The organism is Corallococcus sp. 4LFB, assembly GCF_046520365.1.
Classification (GTDB): domain Bacteria; phylum Myxococcota; class Myxococcia; order Myxococcales; family Myxococcaceae; genus Corallococcus; species Corallococcus caeni.
The window spans coordinates 1-13,165 of sequence record NZ_JBKGHJ010000230.1 but is presented as its reverse complement, the minus strand read 5'-3'; the positions used below and the strand labels follow the sequence as shown (position 1 = coordinate 13,165).

The window sequence follows — 13,165 nt, the reverse complement described above, 5'->3', positions numbered from 1 at the left end:
TCGCCGCGCGCACGAACCCGCGCGGATTCGCGTTGAGCCCGCGGGCGCGATGTCGCGGCATCGGGTCCACGTGGCCCGGGGCGGCCATTGGAGTACCAGGCCTCGCGGCCCGGCCGGCCGTCGTCGCGGAGAAGAAGAGCCACCCGTCCGCCTCCGCGAAGGCCGTGGGGGTGCTGCCCACGGGGCCCGGCTCCAGGTCCTGCACGAGCACCGTGCCCTGCGCCGTGCCGTCCGTGCTCCACAGCTCGCGGCCGTGCACGCCGTCGTCCGCCGCGAAGTACAGCCGCCCGCCCATCACCGTCAGGCCGGAGGGCCGCGAGCCCAGGGGCCCCGGCCGCACGTCCTTCACCAGGCGGGTGCCCATGCGCGTGCCGTCGCTCCTCCACAGCTCGCCGCCGTGGAGCAGGTCGCCGGGCTCGCCGAAGAAGCCCTCCGCGCCGGCCATGAAGTACACGCTGGTGCCCAGCGGCGTGAGCTCCGACGGGTAGTCCCCCGGGACGTGCACCAGCGGGAACGTGGTGAGGGGCTGGCCCAGCGTCACCCAGAGGTCCGCCTCGCCCAGGCCCGGGTCCACGAGGAAGAAGAGGCGCTCGCTCCCCGCGGGAGTCAGCGCGAAGAGCACCGTCCAGGCCGGGCCCCGGAAGAGCACCCGCGAGGCGCCGGTGCGCGCTTCATGCACCCACAGCGTCACCGAGTCGTCGCCGTACGCCACCAGCGCCAGCCTCCCGTTCCACTCCGTCAGGTCGTCCAGGAGCAGCGAGTCCGGCCCGGGCGCGAACTCCTGCGTGAGCTGCGTGCCCTTCGCCGTGCCGTCCGTGCTCCACAGCTCGCGGCCGTGCACGCCGTCATCCGCGGTGAAGTACAGCCGCGCGCCCACCACCGTCAGCCGTCCGGCGCGCTGCCCTGCGCCCCGGGCCGCAGGTCCGCCACCAGCACCGTGCCCCCTTCCGTGCCGTCCGTGCTCCACAGCTCCGGCCCGTTCACCCCGTCGTCCGCGACGAAGAACAGCCGCCCGCCCATCCGCGTGAGGAAGCGCGGCGTGCTGCCATGCGCCCCGGGCCGCAGGTCCTTCACCCGGCGCGACGTCCGTGCTGCTCCCGTCCGTCACCCACAGCTCGTTGCCGGCCACGCCGTCATCCGCGCCGTAGAAGACGCGCCCGTCCACCTCCACCAGCGTCTCCGGCGCCGAGCCCTCCGCGCCGGGACGCAGGTCGCCCACGGGCCGCGCCGACGGGCCACACGGCTGCGCCCCTCCGGAAGCCGCCGCGTCCACCCCCTCCACCATCGCCGCCGACGCCTCGCCCCTCGCCGCCCCAGCCTCACCGTCCGCCGCGCCACAGCCCACCCCGATGACGCCGGAGAGCAGCAGCACGAGGACCGGAACACCACGCCACGCCGCCATCACTCACGCCTCCTCGGGGCGGCGCGGTCCTGTCCGGACCGCCGCACCTGTGCTGGAAATTGATGTTTGCAGCGGAATGGGCCAGCTCATGGCCGGGCAGGATGGCTCAGGGGTGTCCAGCCGTGAGCGCCGTGGAAGGCCAGCTGCCGTCAGCCGAACGAAAGAACCGTTCGGCTGGCGACGCCTGCGGACTCCTACGGGAAAAAGACTTGCGCGTATTTTCCTAGGATTTCCAAGCCCTTGGAGCGCCGCGTCTCGCCCCTGGGGGCGGGCGCGGTGTCCGGAAGTCAGGGGCTGGAGCGCAGGGACTTGAGGGCTTCGCGGAAGAGGGCCTGGAAGGTGGCGTCCGGACCCAGGCGCTCGATGACGACGTCCGCGGCCTTCTCCGCCTGGGGCTGCTTGTAGCCCAGGTTGAGCAGCGCGGAGACGAGGTCGGCCTTGTTGCCGGAGGTGACGGGCGCGCGGGGCGTGGTGCCGCGCGCGATGCCCTCCGAGTGCAGGTTGCGCACCTTCTCCTTGAGCTCCAGCACGAGCCGCTCCGCGGTCTTCTTGCCCACGCCGTGGATCTTCGCGAGCCGGGCCGTCTCCCCGCGCGACAGCGCCGCGATGAGCTCGCCCACCTCCATGCCGGACATCACGCCCAGGGCCATGCGCGGGCCGACGCGGGACACGGTGTTGAGCAGCTGGAAGAGCTCCTCCTCCTGGGGGGAGAGGAAGCCGAAGAGCTCGAAGGCGTCCTCGCGCACCACGGTGCGGATGCGCAGGTCCACCGGCTGGCCGTCCGCGGGCAGCTTGCCCAGGGAGACCATGGAGAGGTTCACGCGGTAGCCCACGCCGTCCACGTCGATGACGGCGTCCTCGGGGCCCTTCTCCAACACGTTGCCACGCAGCCGGGCGATCATCGACGGGCCTCCGGGCGCTGGTAGGCGGACGACAGGCGGTCCGCGAGCACCGACGCGGCCCCCTTGCGCTTGCCGCTGCGGGGCGCGCTGGCGCGGGGCATGCCCACGCGGAACTGGTTCAAGTGGCACAGCGCGACCGCGAGCGCGTCGCTGGCATCCGCGCGCTCCAGCGTCGCCTCGTCCACGCCGAGCAGCGTGCGCACCATGCGCGCCACCGCGTCCTTGTTGCCCGCGCCGCTGGCGCCCACGGACTTCTTCACGCTCGCGGGGGCGTACTCGTGCACGGTCAGGCCCGCCTGCGCCGCGGCCAGCAGCGCCACGCCGCGCGCGTGGCCCAGCACCAGGGCGCTGCGGGCGTTGCGGAAGGTGAAGAGGCCTTCCACGGCCACGGCCTCCGGTTGGTAGCGCTGGAGCGCGGCGCTCAAGGCGGCGTGCAAATCCTTCAGGCGTTCAGCGAGGGGCGCGGACTCCACCACCTTGATGACGCCATGGCCCAGGTGCACCAGGCGGCCCTTCTTCTCCTCCACCACCCCGAAGCCCATGAAGCGGCTGCCAGGGTCCACGCCGAGCACGCGCACCGGCCGTTCCTTTCCCACGCGCCCCTCAGGGGCTCACGTGGACAGCGACTCCATCAGGGACTCGTCGATTTCGAAGTTGGCGTGCACGTGCTGCACGTCGTCGTTGTCGTCGAGCGCGTCCATCAGCTTCAACAGCCGCTTCGCGTTGTCGCCTTCCACCTTCACGGTGTTCTGCGGCACGAAGGTCCACTTCTGTTCGCCCAGGGGCAGGCCCGCGGCCTCCAGCTTCGCGCCCACCGCGTGCAGGTCCGCCGGGGCGGTGCGCACCTCGAAGCCGTCCGGCCCCTGGTCCACCACGTCCTCCGCGCCCGCGTCCAGGGCCTGCTCCATCACCTGGTCCTCGGTGGGGCCGGGCTTCACGGTGATGACGCCCTTCTTGTGGAACATCCAGCCCACGGCGCCTTCCGCGCCCATGTTGCCGCCGTAGTTGCCCAGGAGGTTTCGCACGTCGCTGGCGGAGCGGTTCCGGTTGTCGGTGAGGCACTCGATGATGAGCGCGACGCCGCCGGGGCCGTAGCCCTCGTACGTCACCTCTTCGTAGGCCTCGCCGGCCAGCTCGCCCGTGCCCTTCTTGATGGCGCGCTCGATGGTGTCGCGCGGGATGTTGGACTCGCGCGCCTGGGCCACGGCCACGCGCAGGCGGGCGTTGCTGGCCGGGTCACCACCGCCCAGCCGCGCGGCGACGGTCATCTCCTTGATGGCCTTGGAGTAGAGCTTGCCCTTGGCCACGCCCAGGACTGCGTTGCGGCGCTTGAGTTTCGACCATCGGTTGTGACCGGACATGGCGGCGGCTTCGGCGAGGGGTGGACGGGCGTTCAGCCCGTGGCGCTCCCGGCCTTGTGCCCCGAGCAGGCCGCCCGAGTCAAACCCCTACGACGCGTCCGGCTCCGAGTCAGGCGCCAGGACGGGCTCGAACAGGCGGGGCGGCCCCGCGCACTCCCGGGCGCGCTCGCGCTCCTCCACCAGGATGGCGGGCACCAGCACGCCCAGCATGAACAGCCGGGTGGCCGCCTCGTAGGCCAGCGCCTCCGGGAAGCGGCACTCCAGCAGCATCGCGCGCACGGTGCGCCGGCCGTCGAAGAGGCGCACCACCTGCTCCACGTCCTCGGGGAGCGAGGGCAGCTCCCGCGCCAGCCGGTTGAAGTCCACCGTGAGCCGCGCCGCCAGGGGCAGGCCCCGGACGCGCAGCTGTTCGAAGCGCTCCAGGCCGGGCACCACCTGGTCGCACAGGAACGGGCGGTCCAGGGTGAAGGTGCCCCGGTGCAGCTCCGGGCCGAACGTCACCGTGTACGCGCCCGCGCCGAAGCACAGCATGCGCCGGAACGCGAGGCTGCCGCGCTCGCCGTGGAAGCTCGCGTCCACCACCAGGCCGTGGCGGAAGACGAAGGCGCCGGTGTCCTCGGCCAGCACCACCCGTCCGGAGCGCACGCCGGACAGGAGCGCGCGCACCAGCCCCACCAGGGGCAGCGTCGCGGTGTGCGCGTCGTAGACGTCCTCCTCGCCGCGCCGTCCCGCCTTGAGCCGCGCGAGCACCGCGACGTCGCGCGCGTCCACCGGCTCCACCAGGTACTCATCCGCGCCCACGCCCGCGGCCAGGTCGCGGTGGAACTCCTCCGGGTGCCGCGCCACCAGCAGCACCGGCAGGTGCGCGGACCTCGCGTCCGTCCGGAGCACGCCGCAGAGGCTGAAGCCGTCACCGTCCGGCAGGTCCGCGTCGATGATGACCAGCCGGGGCAGCGTCAGCGCCGGACGGCCGCGCCGGCTCCGCGTCCCGCTCCAGGTCCTGCCGCGACATCCCCGCCTCCACGCCCAGCCGGGCCAGCGCCGCGCGAGCCCCGTCCACCTGCACGGGCTCGAAGCCCTCCGCGATGAGCGCCTCCGTCACCGCCGGCCGCGCCGTCTCGCCCACCAGCAACACCGAGCCCGACCCCTCACCCTGAAGGGCGAGTGTGTCGTGACCTCCCAGCGGCGTGGAGGTTCCAGGGGGAGGTGCGACGTGCAGGTAGGCAACCATGGATTCCCCATTCTTCCAGGGAACCCGAGCGAATGCACAACCCCCCTCCAAGTCCCTGGATTCGTTGGGTTTTGGCCAGACCGCATCCCACGCTAGGGTGCGCGCCCATGACGCGCCTCGGACTGCTGCTTGCCCTCCTCGTCGTGCCCGGCCTGGCCCTGGCCCAGGACGCCGAAGTCTCCTTCTCGCGGGAGGACCCGCTGGGCTCCGTGGTGGCGCCGGTGATGCTGCCCGCGGGGGCGACGGCGCTCTATGGCTACACGGGCGCGCCGGAGGTGGGCCTGGGGTTCCGTCAGGGGTTGGGCGCGCTGGAGGTGGAGGCGCGGGCGCGCTTCGACTGGTTCAAGCTGGGCGCGTCGCTGGAGCTCGTGGGCCGCAAGGAGGTGGTGCGGCGCGGGGCGTTCGGGCTGGCGCCGACGCTGGGCGTGGGCCTGGTGCTCAACTCCGGCGCCACGTACATGGACGACGACAACTTCTCCGGCGTGCTGGTGCGCATCCTGCCGGGGCTGGTGGCGGGCTACCGGGTGGCGGACACCGTGATGCTGCTGGGGCTGGTGGACCTGCCCATCGACCTGGGGCTCACCGGCGACAAGCAGCGGCGCTTCCAGGCGCTGGGAGGCCTGGGCGTGGAGGTGTACCTGGGTGGCAACCTGTCGCTGCTCGCGGCGGGACAGGTGGGCGTGGAGACGTTCCAGGAGCGCGCGGGCGCGGGCCACACGCGGCTGGGCCTCACCGGGCGCGTGGGCCTGGGCACGCGGCTGTTCTAGAAGTCCGGCGGAGGGCTCTGGCGCGGCGTGCCCATCAGCTCCAGGGTGCGCAGCGCGACGCGGATGAGCGTCTGGGCGCACGGCTCGCAGCCTCCGCCGCAGCAGTGCGGCCAGCGTCCTTCCGGGTCGCGCAGGAGCGGGCGCACGCTGGACTGGTAGTAGCTGGGGAGCTGGTGCTCCTCGCTCGCGCGCGAGAGCGCGTCTTCGAGGGCCAGGGGCGAGGGGGCGGGGACGTCGGACACGCGCCCGTTCATACCAGCCACCGGGGGCCTTGTCAGAGCAGAGAGGTCTGCGCCGGGGCCTCGGGCGCGGCGCCGTCCGCGGGCTGGCAGTGCGCGCACCAGTGCGTGTTGCGCCCCCCGATTCTCAGGTGCGACACGGGCGTGGCGCAGCGGGGACAGGGCGCTCCCGTCTTGCCGAAGATGTTGCGCCGGTGTTTGGCCTGCCCCTGCACGCCGAACAGGTCGCGCTGCGTGCCGCGCAGCCGCAGCCCCTCCTCCAGCACGTCGCGGATGCCCCGGTGCAGCCGGACGATTTCGGCGGGAGACAGCGACGACGCCAGCCGCCGGGGATCGATGCCCGCGGCCCACAGGCTCTCGTCCGCGTCGCGGTTGCCCAGCCCCGCGAGCACGCGCTGGTTCAGGAGCACCGTCTTGAGCGCGCTGCGCCTGCGCTGGAGCAGCTTCGCCAGCACCGCCGGCGTGAAGGCCTCGTCGAGCGCCTCCGGCCCCAGCTCCTCCAGCTTGAGCTGCGAGGCCAGCATCGCGGTAGGCCCCAGCGCCACGCGCGCGTAGCCCAGCGTGTCGGTGAGCTGGAGCTCCTCGTTGCCCTCCAGCGTGAGGACCACGAGCGTCGCGGGAGGCCGCTCGCTGCCGGAGGGCCGCAGCTGCAGCTCCCCCCACAGCATGAAGTGCAGCGCGAGCGTCTGTCCGTCATCCAGCGTCAGCAGCATGAACTTCGCGCGCCGCTCCGCATCGAGCACCTTGCGGCCCCGGAGGTTCTGGATGAAGTCCGGCGGCGAGGCGAAGCGCACCGCCGCGGGCACCAGCACCTCCGCGTCCACGAAGCGGCGGCCCACCACGGCCTGCTTCAGGTCCCGGACGATGATCTCCACTTCAGGAACTTCGGCCACGCGCAGCCTCCCCCACGGGTCACAACGTAGGAAGGATGCGAGGTAACGCCACGGGTTGCCTCCCGCTGACGGTGGCGCCTCGTCCGTCCGCCGGGCATCCGGCCGGACGGGGCCCCGTCCGTGCCCTGCCCCGCGTCAGGCGCGCACGGTCACTTCGTGCACGTCGCGGTCCACCTCGCGCACGTCCATCTTCACGTCCAGGAAGTGCGCCATGGTGTCGCGCTGCGTGAGCGCGTGGCTGTCCAGCGCCAGCGTGCGGAAGCTTCCGCCCTTCGCCAGGGCGCACAGCAGGAGGAGCTGATCACACAGGTGCTCGCCCACGGGCACACCGGCGTCCAGGTAGCGCTTCACCTTCGTGGCCACCTCCTCGCCCACGACCTCCGCGCGCTTGCCGCGCTCGCCGAAGCCGGTGAAGACCTCCGTCACGTGCTCGCTCTCCACCTCGACGCGCAGCACGTTGCCCGGACCGAAGGCGCGCTTGAGCTCCTCCGGCCGCTGCTGCTCCGGCCGCAGCTTCAGCACGGCGGCCACGGCGTCCAGCTCGCGCTTCGCTACGTCGAAGGGGATGGCCGCCACCTGGGCCACGGCCTCCGTGCGCAGCACCCGGCCGCGCTCCAGCAACTGGAGCGGCTGGAGCTTCGCGGGATGGATGTCCACGCGGAAGCGGCCACCGCCGGCCGGGTAGAAGCCGGGCCGCTCCAGCGTCACGTCCACGCGCGGGCCCATGCGGCGCAGGAGCGGCAGGTACGTCTTCTCCAGGAAGTCGAACGGCGGCGCGCCGGGTTGTGCGTCCCGCCCTCCAGCATCAGCGTGGACGGTCCTTCCGCGTGCAGCAGCGCGGGCAGCACCGTCTGGAGCACCAGCGTCGCGCTGCCCGCCGTGCCCACCGCGAAGTGGTAGTTGCCCGCTGTCAGCGCGCGCGGGTGGAAGGACAGCTGCCTGGAGCCCAGCTCCGCGCCCGTCACCTCCGCGGCGCCCACGGCCTCCGCGGCCTTGAGCGCGGTGAGGTGCTGGCGCAGCAGGCCCGGCTTGGCGCGGCCCGCGCGCACGTTGACCATCTCGAACGGCGTGCCCGTCACCAGCGACAGCGCCAGCGCGGTGCGCAGCACCTGGCCGCCCCCCTCCCCCTGTGAACCATCGATGCGGACCATGTGCGTGGTGCTCCCTTGCGCGCTCGCGGACGGATGCAGCATCCCATCCCTGATTACAAAAAATAGCGGCGCCCGCTCCCCCACCTTAACGGCCGCTCGCGCGGACCTCTTCGGGGGAACGGGCGCCTCGGTGGCTTCATCCCGGCATGTGCACCTCCGCGGGCGTCGGGTGGGTTGTGCTGCGGCTATCCCTTCACGCACACCACCTGCTTGAGCGTGTGGACGACCTCCACCAGGTCCGCCTGCGCGGCCATCACGGCGTCGATGGGCTTGTACGCGGCCGGCGTCTCGTCAATCACGTCCACGTCCTTGCGGCACTCCACGCCCTCGGTCGCCTTCGCGTGGTCCTCCAGCGTGAAGCGCTTCTTCGCCGCTTCCCGCGACATCACGCGGCCCGCGCCGTGGCTGCACGAGTGGAACGCGTCCGCGTTTCCCTTCCCGCGGACGATGTAGGAACGGGCCCCCATGCTGCCGGGGATGATTCCCATGTCGCCCTCGCGCGCCCGCACCGCGCCCTTGCGGGTCACGAAGCAGTTCTTTCCGAAGTGGTGCTCGCGCGAGATGTAGTTGTGGTGGCAGTTCACCGCGGACTCGGACAGCTCGAACGGGGGCAGCTCACCGCTCGCCTTCAGGGCCTCCACCGCCGAGTGCAGCATGAGCTCGCGGTTCATCGCCGCGAAGTCCTGCGCCCAGCTCACCGCGAACACGTAGTCATCGAAGTGCTCCGTCCCCTCCGGCAGGTACGCCAGGTCCGCGTCCGGCAGGCGGACGAAGAAGCGCTGCATGTCCTCCTTCGCCAGCTCGATGAAGTGGCTTCCGATGCGGTTCCCCACCCCGCGCGACCCCGAGTGCAGCATCAGCCACACGCCGTCCGACTCATCGACGCACAGCTCGATGAAGTGGTTACCCGTTCCCAGCGTTCCCAGGTGCGCCAGCTCCGGCCCACGGCCGATGCGCGGGTGCTTCGCGACGATGCGCGCATACCCCTCCGCCAGGCGGGCCCAGGCAGCGGTATGCGTCGCGGGCGAGTCCTTCCACGCGCCACGGTCATTCCGGCCGCCGTTGTCCGTACGGCCGTGCGGCACCGCCGCCTCGATGGCCGAGCGCACCCCGCGCAGCGAGTCCGGCAGCTGCCCGGCGCGCAGCGTCGTGCGCACGGCGATCATCCCGCATCCGATGTCCACGCCCACCGCCGCCGGCACCACCGCGCCCACCGTGGGCACCACGCTCCCGACCGTCGCGCCGTAACCGCGGTGCACGTCCGGCATCACCGCGACCCACTTGTGGATGAAGGGCAGGCCGCGGAGGTTGCGAAGCTGCTTCTTCGCCTCGTCCTCGAACGGCACCCCCACCGTCCACGCCTTGATGGGGCGGCCCGCTTCGTCCGACAGCACTTCGTAGTTCGTGTTCACGCGGTCCATGGCTCTGCACCTTTCGGTCGTTCGACCCGGGCGCTGTGTCCCGGTCACGTGGGGGAGCTAGAGCAGCCGGCGTGCCAACCCCGTCTCCGAGGGGAGCACCTGGGGCAGGCTGGAAATCCATATCCCATGGGATAAATACCTATCCTGATGGCTCAAAAGGCGAAGACGCGGCGCACGGTCGTCCTCGGGATGCTGGGGACGACGCTGGACACGGGGATGGGGTCGCAGCGCTGGACGCGGTGGCGGCCCACGGTGTCGCTGTGTCAGCAGGAGGACCTGCTGGTGCACCGGCTGGAGTTGCTGCATCCGCCCCGGGCGTCGTCACTGGCCACGGTCATCCAGCAGGACATCGCGCAGGTGTCTCCGGAGACGGAGGTGCGGCTGACGTCGCTGCCCATCCAGGACCCGTGGAACCTGGAGGAGACGTATGGCGCGCTGCTGGACCACGTGCGCGCGCAGTCCTTCCATCCGGAGGAAGAGGACTACCTGGTGCACATCACCACGGGCACGCACATCGCGCAGATCTGCATGTTCCTCCTGGTGGAGAGCCGGCTGATTCCGGGCCGGCTGGTGCAGACGTCCCCGGGCAAGGGGAAGGAGCACGGGGCGGTGGGCACGCACGCCATCATCGACCTGGACCTGTCGAACTACGACACGCTGGCGGCGCGCTTCCGGCGGCAGCAGCGCGAGGGGCTGTCGTTCCTCAAGTCCGGCATCGACACGCGCAACGCCGCGTTCAACCGGATCATCGAGCGGATCGAGCAGGTGGCCGTGCAGTCCCGCGCGCCGCTGCTGCTGACGGGGCCCACGGGCGCGGGCAAGTCGCAGCTCGCCAAGCGCATCTACGCGCTGAAGAAGGCGCGCAACCAGGTGGCGGGGCCCTTCGTGGACTTGAACTGCGCCACGCTGCGCGGCGACGGGGCCATGTCCACGCTCTTTGGCCACGTGAAGGGCGCGTTCACGGGCGCGGTGGGTGACCGGCCCGGACTGATGCGACAGGCGAACGGCGGCGTGCTGTTCCTGGACGAGATTGGCGAGCTGGGCGCGGACGAGCAGGCCATGTTGCTGCGCGCGCTGGAGGACAAGCGGTTCCTGCCCGTGGGCGCGGACAAGGAGGCGGAGAGCGACTTCCAGCTCATCGCGGGGACGAACCGCGACCTCCAGCTGGACGTGGAGCGGGGACGGTTCCGCGAGGACCTGCTCGCGCGCATCAACCTGTGGACCTTCCGGCTGCCCGCGCTGCGCGAGCGTCCGGAGGACATCGCGCCCAACCTGCAATACGAACTGGATCAGGCCTCACAGGCGCTGGGCACCCGGGTGACGATGAGCAAGGAGGCCCAGGAGTTCTTCCTGCGCTTCGCCACGTCTCCGGAGGCCCGGTGGAGCGGCAACTTCCGCGACCTCAACGCGGCGGTGCTGCGCATGTCCACGCTGGCCGCGGGCGGACGGATGACCCGCGAGGTGGTGGACGAGGAGCTGGAGCGGCTGCGCGCGCAGTGGCGGCCGGCGGGCTCGGCGGCGACGTCCGGGAGCGAGGACGTGCTGGCGGAGGTGATGGGCCCGGCGCGCGCGGCGGAGCTGGACCGGTTCGACCGGGTGCAGCTCGCGGATGTGGTCTCCGTGTGCCGCTCCGCGCGCTCGTTGTCGGACGCGGGCCGGACGCTGTTCGCGCAGTCGCGTGCGCAGAAGAAGAGCGTCAACGACGCGGACCGGCTCCGGAAGTACCTGGCCCGCTTCGGCCTGGCATGGGCGGACGTGAGCGGCCGCGACGCGGAGTGACCGGCCGTTCCATCCGAGCAGCGGAAACCTGTCCGACTGTAGGACAGGTTCTGGACGATCGTGTCGGAGGGGGCTCCAGCCGTGGCGTCAGCGGAAGGCGTCCGCCATGGACCGGCATTGCGGTGTAGCCAGCGCCTCGTCGGGCACCCGGACTGTGCCCTCGTCGGGAGAGGACGGGACGGGCGCGGAGGGTGCCGCTGGCGCGTTCGCTCCACTCAGCCACGCGGGCGGCACCGTGCATTCGACGGTGAGCGGCCCTTCGAACGTCGCGCGCACCCGTCCGTCCTTCGTTCGCACCTCGCCCGCCACCTGGTTCCCGGTGACGGTCAGCTCCAGGGTGCCCTCGTCCATCGCCATCGAGGACCCATCGGGCTGCGGGGAGTCCACCACCGCGAGGCCCGGCCCCAGCGCCGCCTGCGGGATGATCCGCGCGGTGGCGTGTTTCGACTTCACGAACTTCTCATCCACCGCCATGCGGAAGCGCCAGGTCCCTCCGTCCTCCGACTGCGCGCTCAGCGCGACGCTCATCAGCGTCACCGGCGGTTCGCCGAGGAAGTCGGCGCTGAACCGCACGGCCGGGGCCGAGTAGGTCCCTTTGTCCGTGCGCACCGTGGCCGCGCCGCGCGGCTGGGGACGCTCGGAGCCTCCGGAGGACGCCGACGCCGCGGGAGCGCCCTCGAGCGCTCCTCGCGACACCATCTGTTCCTCCTTCGGCTTCGCGCAGGCCCCCAGCAGCAGCGCTGCCACCAGGGCGCCGTACCGCATGCTCAGCACCCCACCCGCAGGGTCATCGCGCTGACGGTGGTGTTGTCGTTCTCACGCAGCTCCGACACCGCGCCCTCTGGATCCATGTCCAGGTAGACGTAGTACGTGTTGAACGGCAGCGACGCCGGCACCGTGAAGCCCAGCGAGTAGGTACCCTCCGAGAACGCCCCCAGCGCGTGGTTGAACGTGGCCACGACGGTGGTGGACTCGCTGTAGCCGTTCGGCGGCGCCGTCGGGCTCAGGCGCACGCGCAGCGTGTAGGACGACACGGCCGCGTTGCCCATGTTGCCCACGTAGAACTTCACGCTCTGCGCCGTGCCTCGGCACACCGTCACGGTGCCCGAGGGATCCAGCGTCTGCGCCACGTCCCCCACCACGCCCATCGACGACGGCAGCAGGTTGGGCTTCGTCTGCGAATAGCCGTACAGCGTGTTCATGCCCTGCGCGTTCGTGGGCCACAGCGTGGAGGACTCGTAGCCGCCCGTCACCAGGTGCGGCGGCGAGGTGCGCAGGATGCTGTGCCCGCCCTCATGCTTGAAGCCGAAGAAGTGCCCCGCCTCGTGCACGAACGTGCTGCGGCCCGACGTGCCGAAGGCGCTCCCGGTGCGCGGCGTGAAGTCCAGGTCGCTGGCGATGCAGATGTCCGCCTCGTCGATGCCGTTGCTCCCGATGAAGCACAGCCCCACCGTGGAGTACGTCACGCCGTTGTTCCCGTCGATGGCCGCCCGGTCACACAGGCCAATCTCGTTCTGCCCGTCGCTGTGATCCAACGAGCAGTCCGTCGCCGCGTTCACGTTGAAGCCACTGACGAGATGGGACAGGTCGTCCCACTGCCGCAAGCCGTTCCAGTACGCCGTGTTGACGTTGCCGGAGTCCGGGATGCTGCACCGGTTCCGGTACACGACCGGCCCGCTGTACCACTTCACCGGCGTCCCGTTGCACGTGTCCCAGGCGGCGGCACCCGCCTCCGTGCCGCCCAGCACCAGCGCCGCGACGGCGCCCACGAATGTCATCGTCTTCATGGCGGACCTCATCACGGCTGGCCGGGCGGGACATCCCGCTCGGGCTGGAGGGGAACGGCACGCGGCGCCGCCGGGTTCGCCACGGCGGGCGTCACCGGCACGGACAGGGACGACGCGGTGGTGACGGGCTCCTCGCGGAACGCCCCCGTCACGGTGAGCCCCCGCGCGCGCAGGTGGTTCTGGAGCAGCGAGAGGAACGCCTCCCGCTCCAGCGCCTCCGAAGCACCCAGGG

At 71.7% G+C, this 13,165-nt stretch carries 15 protein-coding genes and 1 pseudogene; 2 read left to right on the top strand and 14 right to left on the bottom strand.

Annotated features, from left to right (window positions below; all coding sequences use genetic code 11):
- From ACLEQD_RS23355 to ACLEQD_RS23325, 7 genes are all read right to left on the bottom strand, one after another.
- The coding region (locus ACLEQD_RS23355; RefSeq protein ID WP_410386865.1) for an ELWxxDGT repeat protein at positions 1–295 on the bottom strand (295 nt) is incomplete at its 3' end.
- 587 nt (positions 296–882) lie between these two features.
- Positions 883–1,020, bottom strand: a complete 138-nt coding sequence (locus ACLEQD_RS23350; protein WP_410386863.1) for an ELWxxDGT repeat protein — start codon at positions 1,018–1,020, stop codon at positions 883–885.
- A 669-nt stretch (positions 1,021–1,689) separates the two neighbouring features.
- A complete protein-coding gene (gene ruvA, locus ACLEQD_RS23345; RefSeq protein ID WP_410386858.1) occupies positions 1,690–2,304 on the bottom strand; it encodes a Holliday junction branch migration protein RuvA in 615 nt (204 codons plus the stop codon).
- Complete coding sequence (gene ruvC, locus ACLEQD_RS23340) at positions 2,301–2,882, bottom strand: crossover junction endodeoxyribonuclease RuvC (protein WP_410386861.1); 582 nt, start codon at positions 2,880–2,882, stop codon at positions 2,301–2,303. Before ruvC ends, ruvA begins: the two co-directional genes overlap by 4 nt.
- 33 nt (positions 2,883–2,915) lie before the next feature.
- On the bottom strand, positions 2,916–3,665 hold the full coding sequence (locus ACLEQD_RS23335) for a YebC/PmpR family DNA-binding transcriptional regulator (protein ID WP_171412966.1): 750 nt from the start codon (positions 3,663–3,665) through the stop codon (positions 2,916–2,918).
- Between the two features lie 87 nt (positions 3,666–3,752).
- Entirely contained in the window at positions 3,753–4,556 is an 804-nt protein-coding gene (locus ACLEQD_RS23330; RefSeq protein ID WP_410386856.1) for a DNA-binding response regulator, read from the bottom strand.
- Positions 4,557–4,575: 19 nt separating this feature from the next.
- A complete protein-coding gene (locus ACLEQD_RS23325; RefSeq protein ID WP_410386854.1) occupies positions 4,576–4,896 on the bottom strand; it encodes a hypothetical protein in 321 nt (106 codons plus the stop codon).
- A gap of 107 nt (positions 4,897–5,003) precedes the next feature.
- On the opposite strand from ACLEQD_RS23325, the gene ACLEQD_RS23320 reads away from it, so the two are divergent.
- Entirely contained in the window at positions 5,004–5,663 is a 660-nt protein-coding gene (locus ACLEQD_RS23320; protein ID WP_410386853.1) for a hypothetical protein, read from the top strand.
- On the opposite strand, the gene ACLEQD_RS23315 is transcribed toward ACLEQD_RS23320, so the two are convergent.
- The 4 genes and pseudogenes from ACLEQD_RS23315 to ACLEQD_RS23300 form a co-directional block, all read right to left on the bottom strand.
- The gene (locus tag ACLEQD_RS23315) at positions 5,660–5,917 is read right to left on the bottom strand and encodes a hypothetical protein (protein ID WP_410386859.1); all 258 of its coding nucleotides are present in this window, start codon (positions 5,915–5,917) and stop codon (positions 5,660–5,662) included. The genes ACLEQD_RS23320 and ACLEQD_RS23315 overlap by 4 nt on opposite strands.
- A 20-nt stretch (positions 5,918–5,937) precedes the next feature.
- On the bottom strand, positions 5,938–6,795 hold the full coding sequence (gene mutM / locus ACLEQD_RS23310; RefSeq protein WP_410386851.1) for a DNA-formamidopyrimidine glycosylase: 858 nt from the start codon (positions 6,793–6,795) through the stop codon (positions 5,938–5,940).
- A 135-nt stretch (positions 6,796–6,930) separates the two neighbouring features.
- Positions 6,931–7,946, bottom strand: a pseudogene (rtcA, locus tag ACLEQD_RS23305) (RNA 3'-terminal phosphate cyclase).
- Positions 7,947–8,131: 185 nt separating this feature from the next.
- Positions 8,132–9,367 carry an RtcB family protein gene (locus ACLEQD_RS23300; RefSeq protein WP_410386849.1) on the bottom strand — a complete coding sequence of 412 codons (1,236 nt, stop codon included), beginning with the start codon at positions 9,365–9,367 and terminating at the stop codon, positions 8,132–8,134.
- A 147-nt stretch (positions 9,368–9,514) separates the two neighbouring features.
- Between ACLEQD_RS23300 and rtcR the strand changes: the two genes are divergently transcribed.
- On the top strand, positions 9,515–11,146 hold the full coding sequence (gene rtcR / locus ACLEQD_RS23295; protein ID WP_410386847.1) for an RNA repair transcriptional activator RtcR: 1,632 nt from the start codon (positions 9,515–9,517) through the stop codon (positions 11,144–11,146).
- Positions 11,147–11,233: 87 nt separating this feature from the next.
- On the opposite strand, the gene ACLEQD_RS23290 is transcribed toward rtcR, so the two are convergent.
- The 3 genes from ACLEQD_RS23290 to ACLEQD_RS23280 all read right to left on the bottom strand — a co-directional run.
- Complete coding sequence (locus ACLEQD_RS23290; protein WP_410386845.1) at positions 11,234–11,911, bottom strand: hypothetical protein; 678 nt, start codon at positions 11,909–11,911, stop codon at positions 11,234–11,236.
- Between the two features lie 2 nt (positions 11,912–11,913).
- Positions 11,914–12,933: a CARDB domain-containing protein gene (locus ACLEQD_RS23285; protein ID WP_410386843.1), complete on the bottom strand. Its 1,020-nt coding sequence runs from the start codon at positions 12,931–12,933 to the stop codon at positions 11,914–11,916.
- 11 nt (positions 12,934–12,944) lie between these two features.
- Positions 12,945–13,165, bottom strand: a 221-nt coding sequence (locus tag ACLEQD_RS23280; protein WP_410386841.1) for a hypothetical protein, incomplete at its 5' end; no start/stop codon positions are given.

Excerpts from the sequence above, each read along its gene's own strand:
- ACLEQD_RS23350 (WP_410386863.1), bottom strand. The coding sequence starts at position 1,020 with ATGGGCGGGCGGCTGTTCTTCGTCGCGGACGACGGGGTGAACGGGCCG.
- ruvA (WP_410386858.1), bottom strand. The coding sequence starts at position 2,304 with ATGATCGCCCGGCTGCGTGGCAACGTGTTGGAGAAGGGCCCCGAGGAC.
- ACLEQD_RS23335 (WP_171412966.1), bottom strand. The coding sequence starts at position 3,665 with ATGTCCGGTCACAACCGATGGTCGAAACTCAAGCGCCGCAACGCAGTC.
- ACLEQD_RS23325 (WP_410386854.1), bottom strand. The coding sequence starts at position 4,896 with ATGGTTGCCTACCTGCACGTCGCACCTCCCCCTGGAACCTCCACGCCG.
- ACLEQD_RS23320 (WP_410386853.1), top strand. The coding sequence starts at position 5,004 with ATGACGCGCCTCGGACTGCTGCTTGCCCTCCTCGTCGTGCCCGGCCTG.
- ACLEQD_RS23315 (WP_410386859.1), bottom strand. The coding sequence starts at position 5,917 with ATGAACGGGCGCGTGTCCGACGTCCCCGCCCCCTCGCCCCTGGCCCTC.
- ACLEQD_RS23300 (WP_410386849.1), bottom strand. The coding sequence starts at position 9,367 with ATGGACCGCGTGAACACGAACTACGAAGTGCTGTCGGACGAAGCGGGC.
- rtcR (WP_410386847.1), top strand. The coding sequence starts at position 9,515 with ATGGCTCAAAAGGCGAAGACGCGGCGCACGGTCGTCCTCGGGATGCTG.
- ACLEQD_RS23290 (WP_410386845.1), bottom strand. The coding sequence starts at position 11,911 with ATGCGGTACGGCGCCCTGGTGGCAGCGCTGCTGCTGGGGGCCTGCGCG.
- ACLEQD_RS23285 (WP_410386843.1), bottom strand. The coding sequence starts at position 12,933 with ATGAAGACGATGACATTCGTGGGCGCCGTCGCGGCGCTGGTGCTGGGC.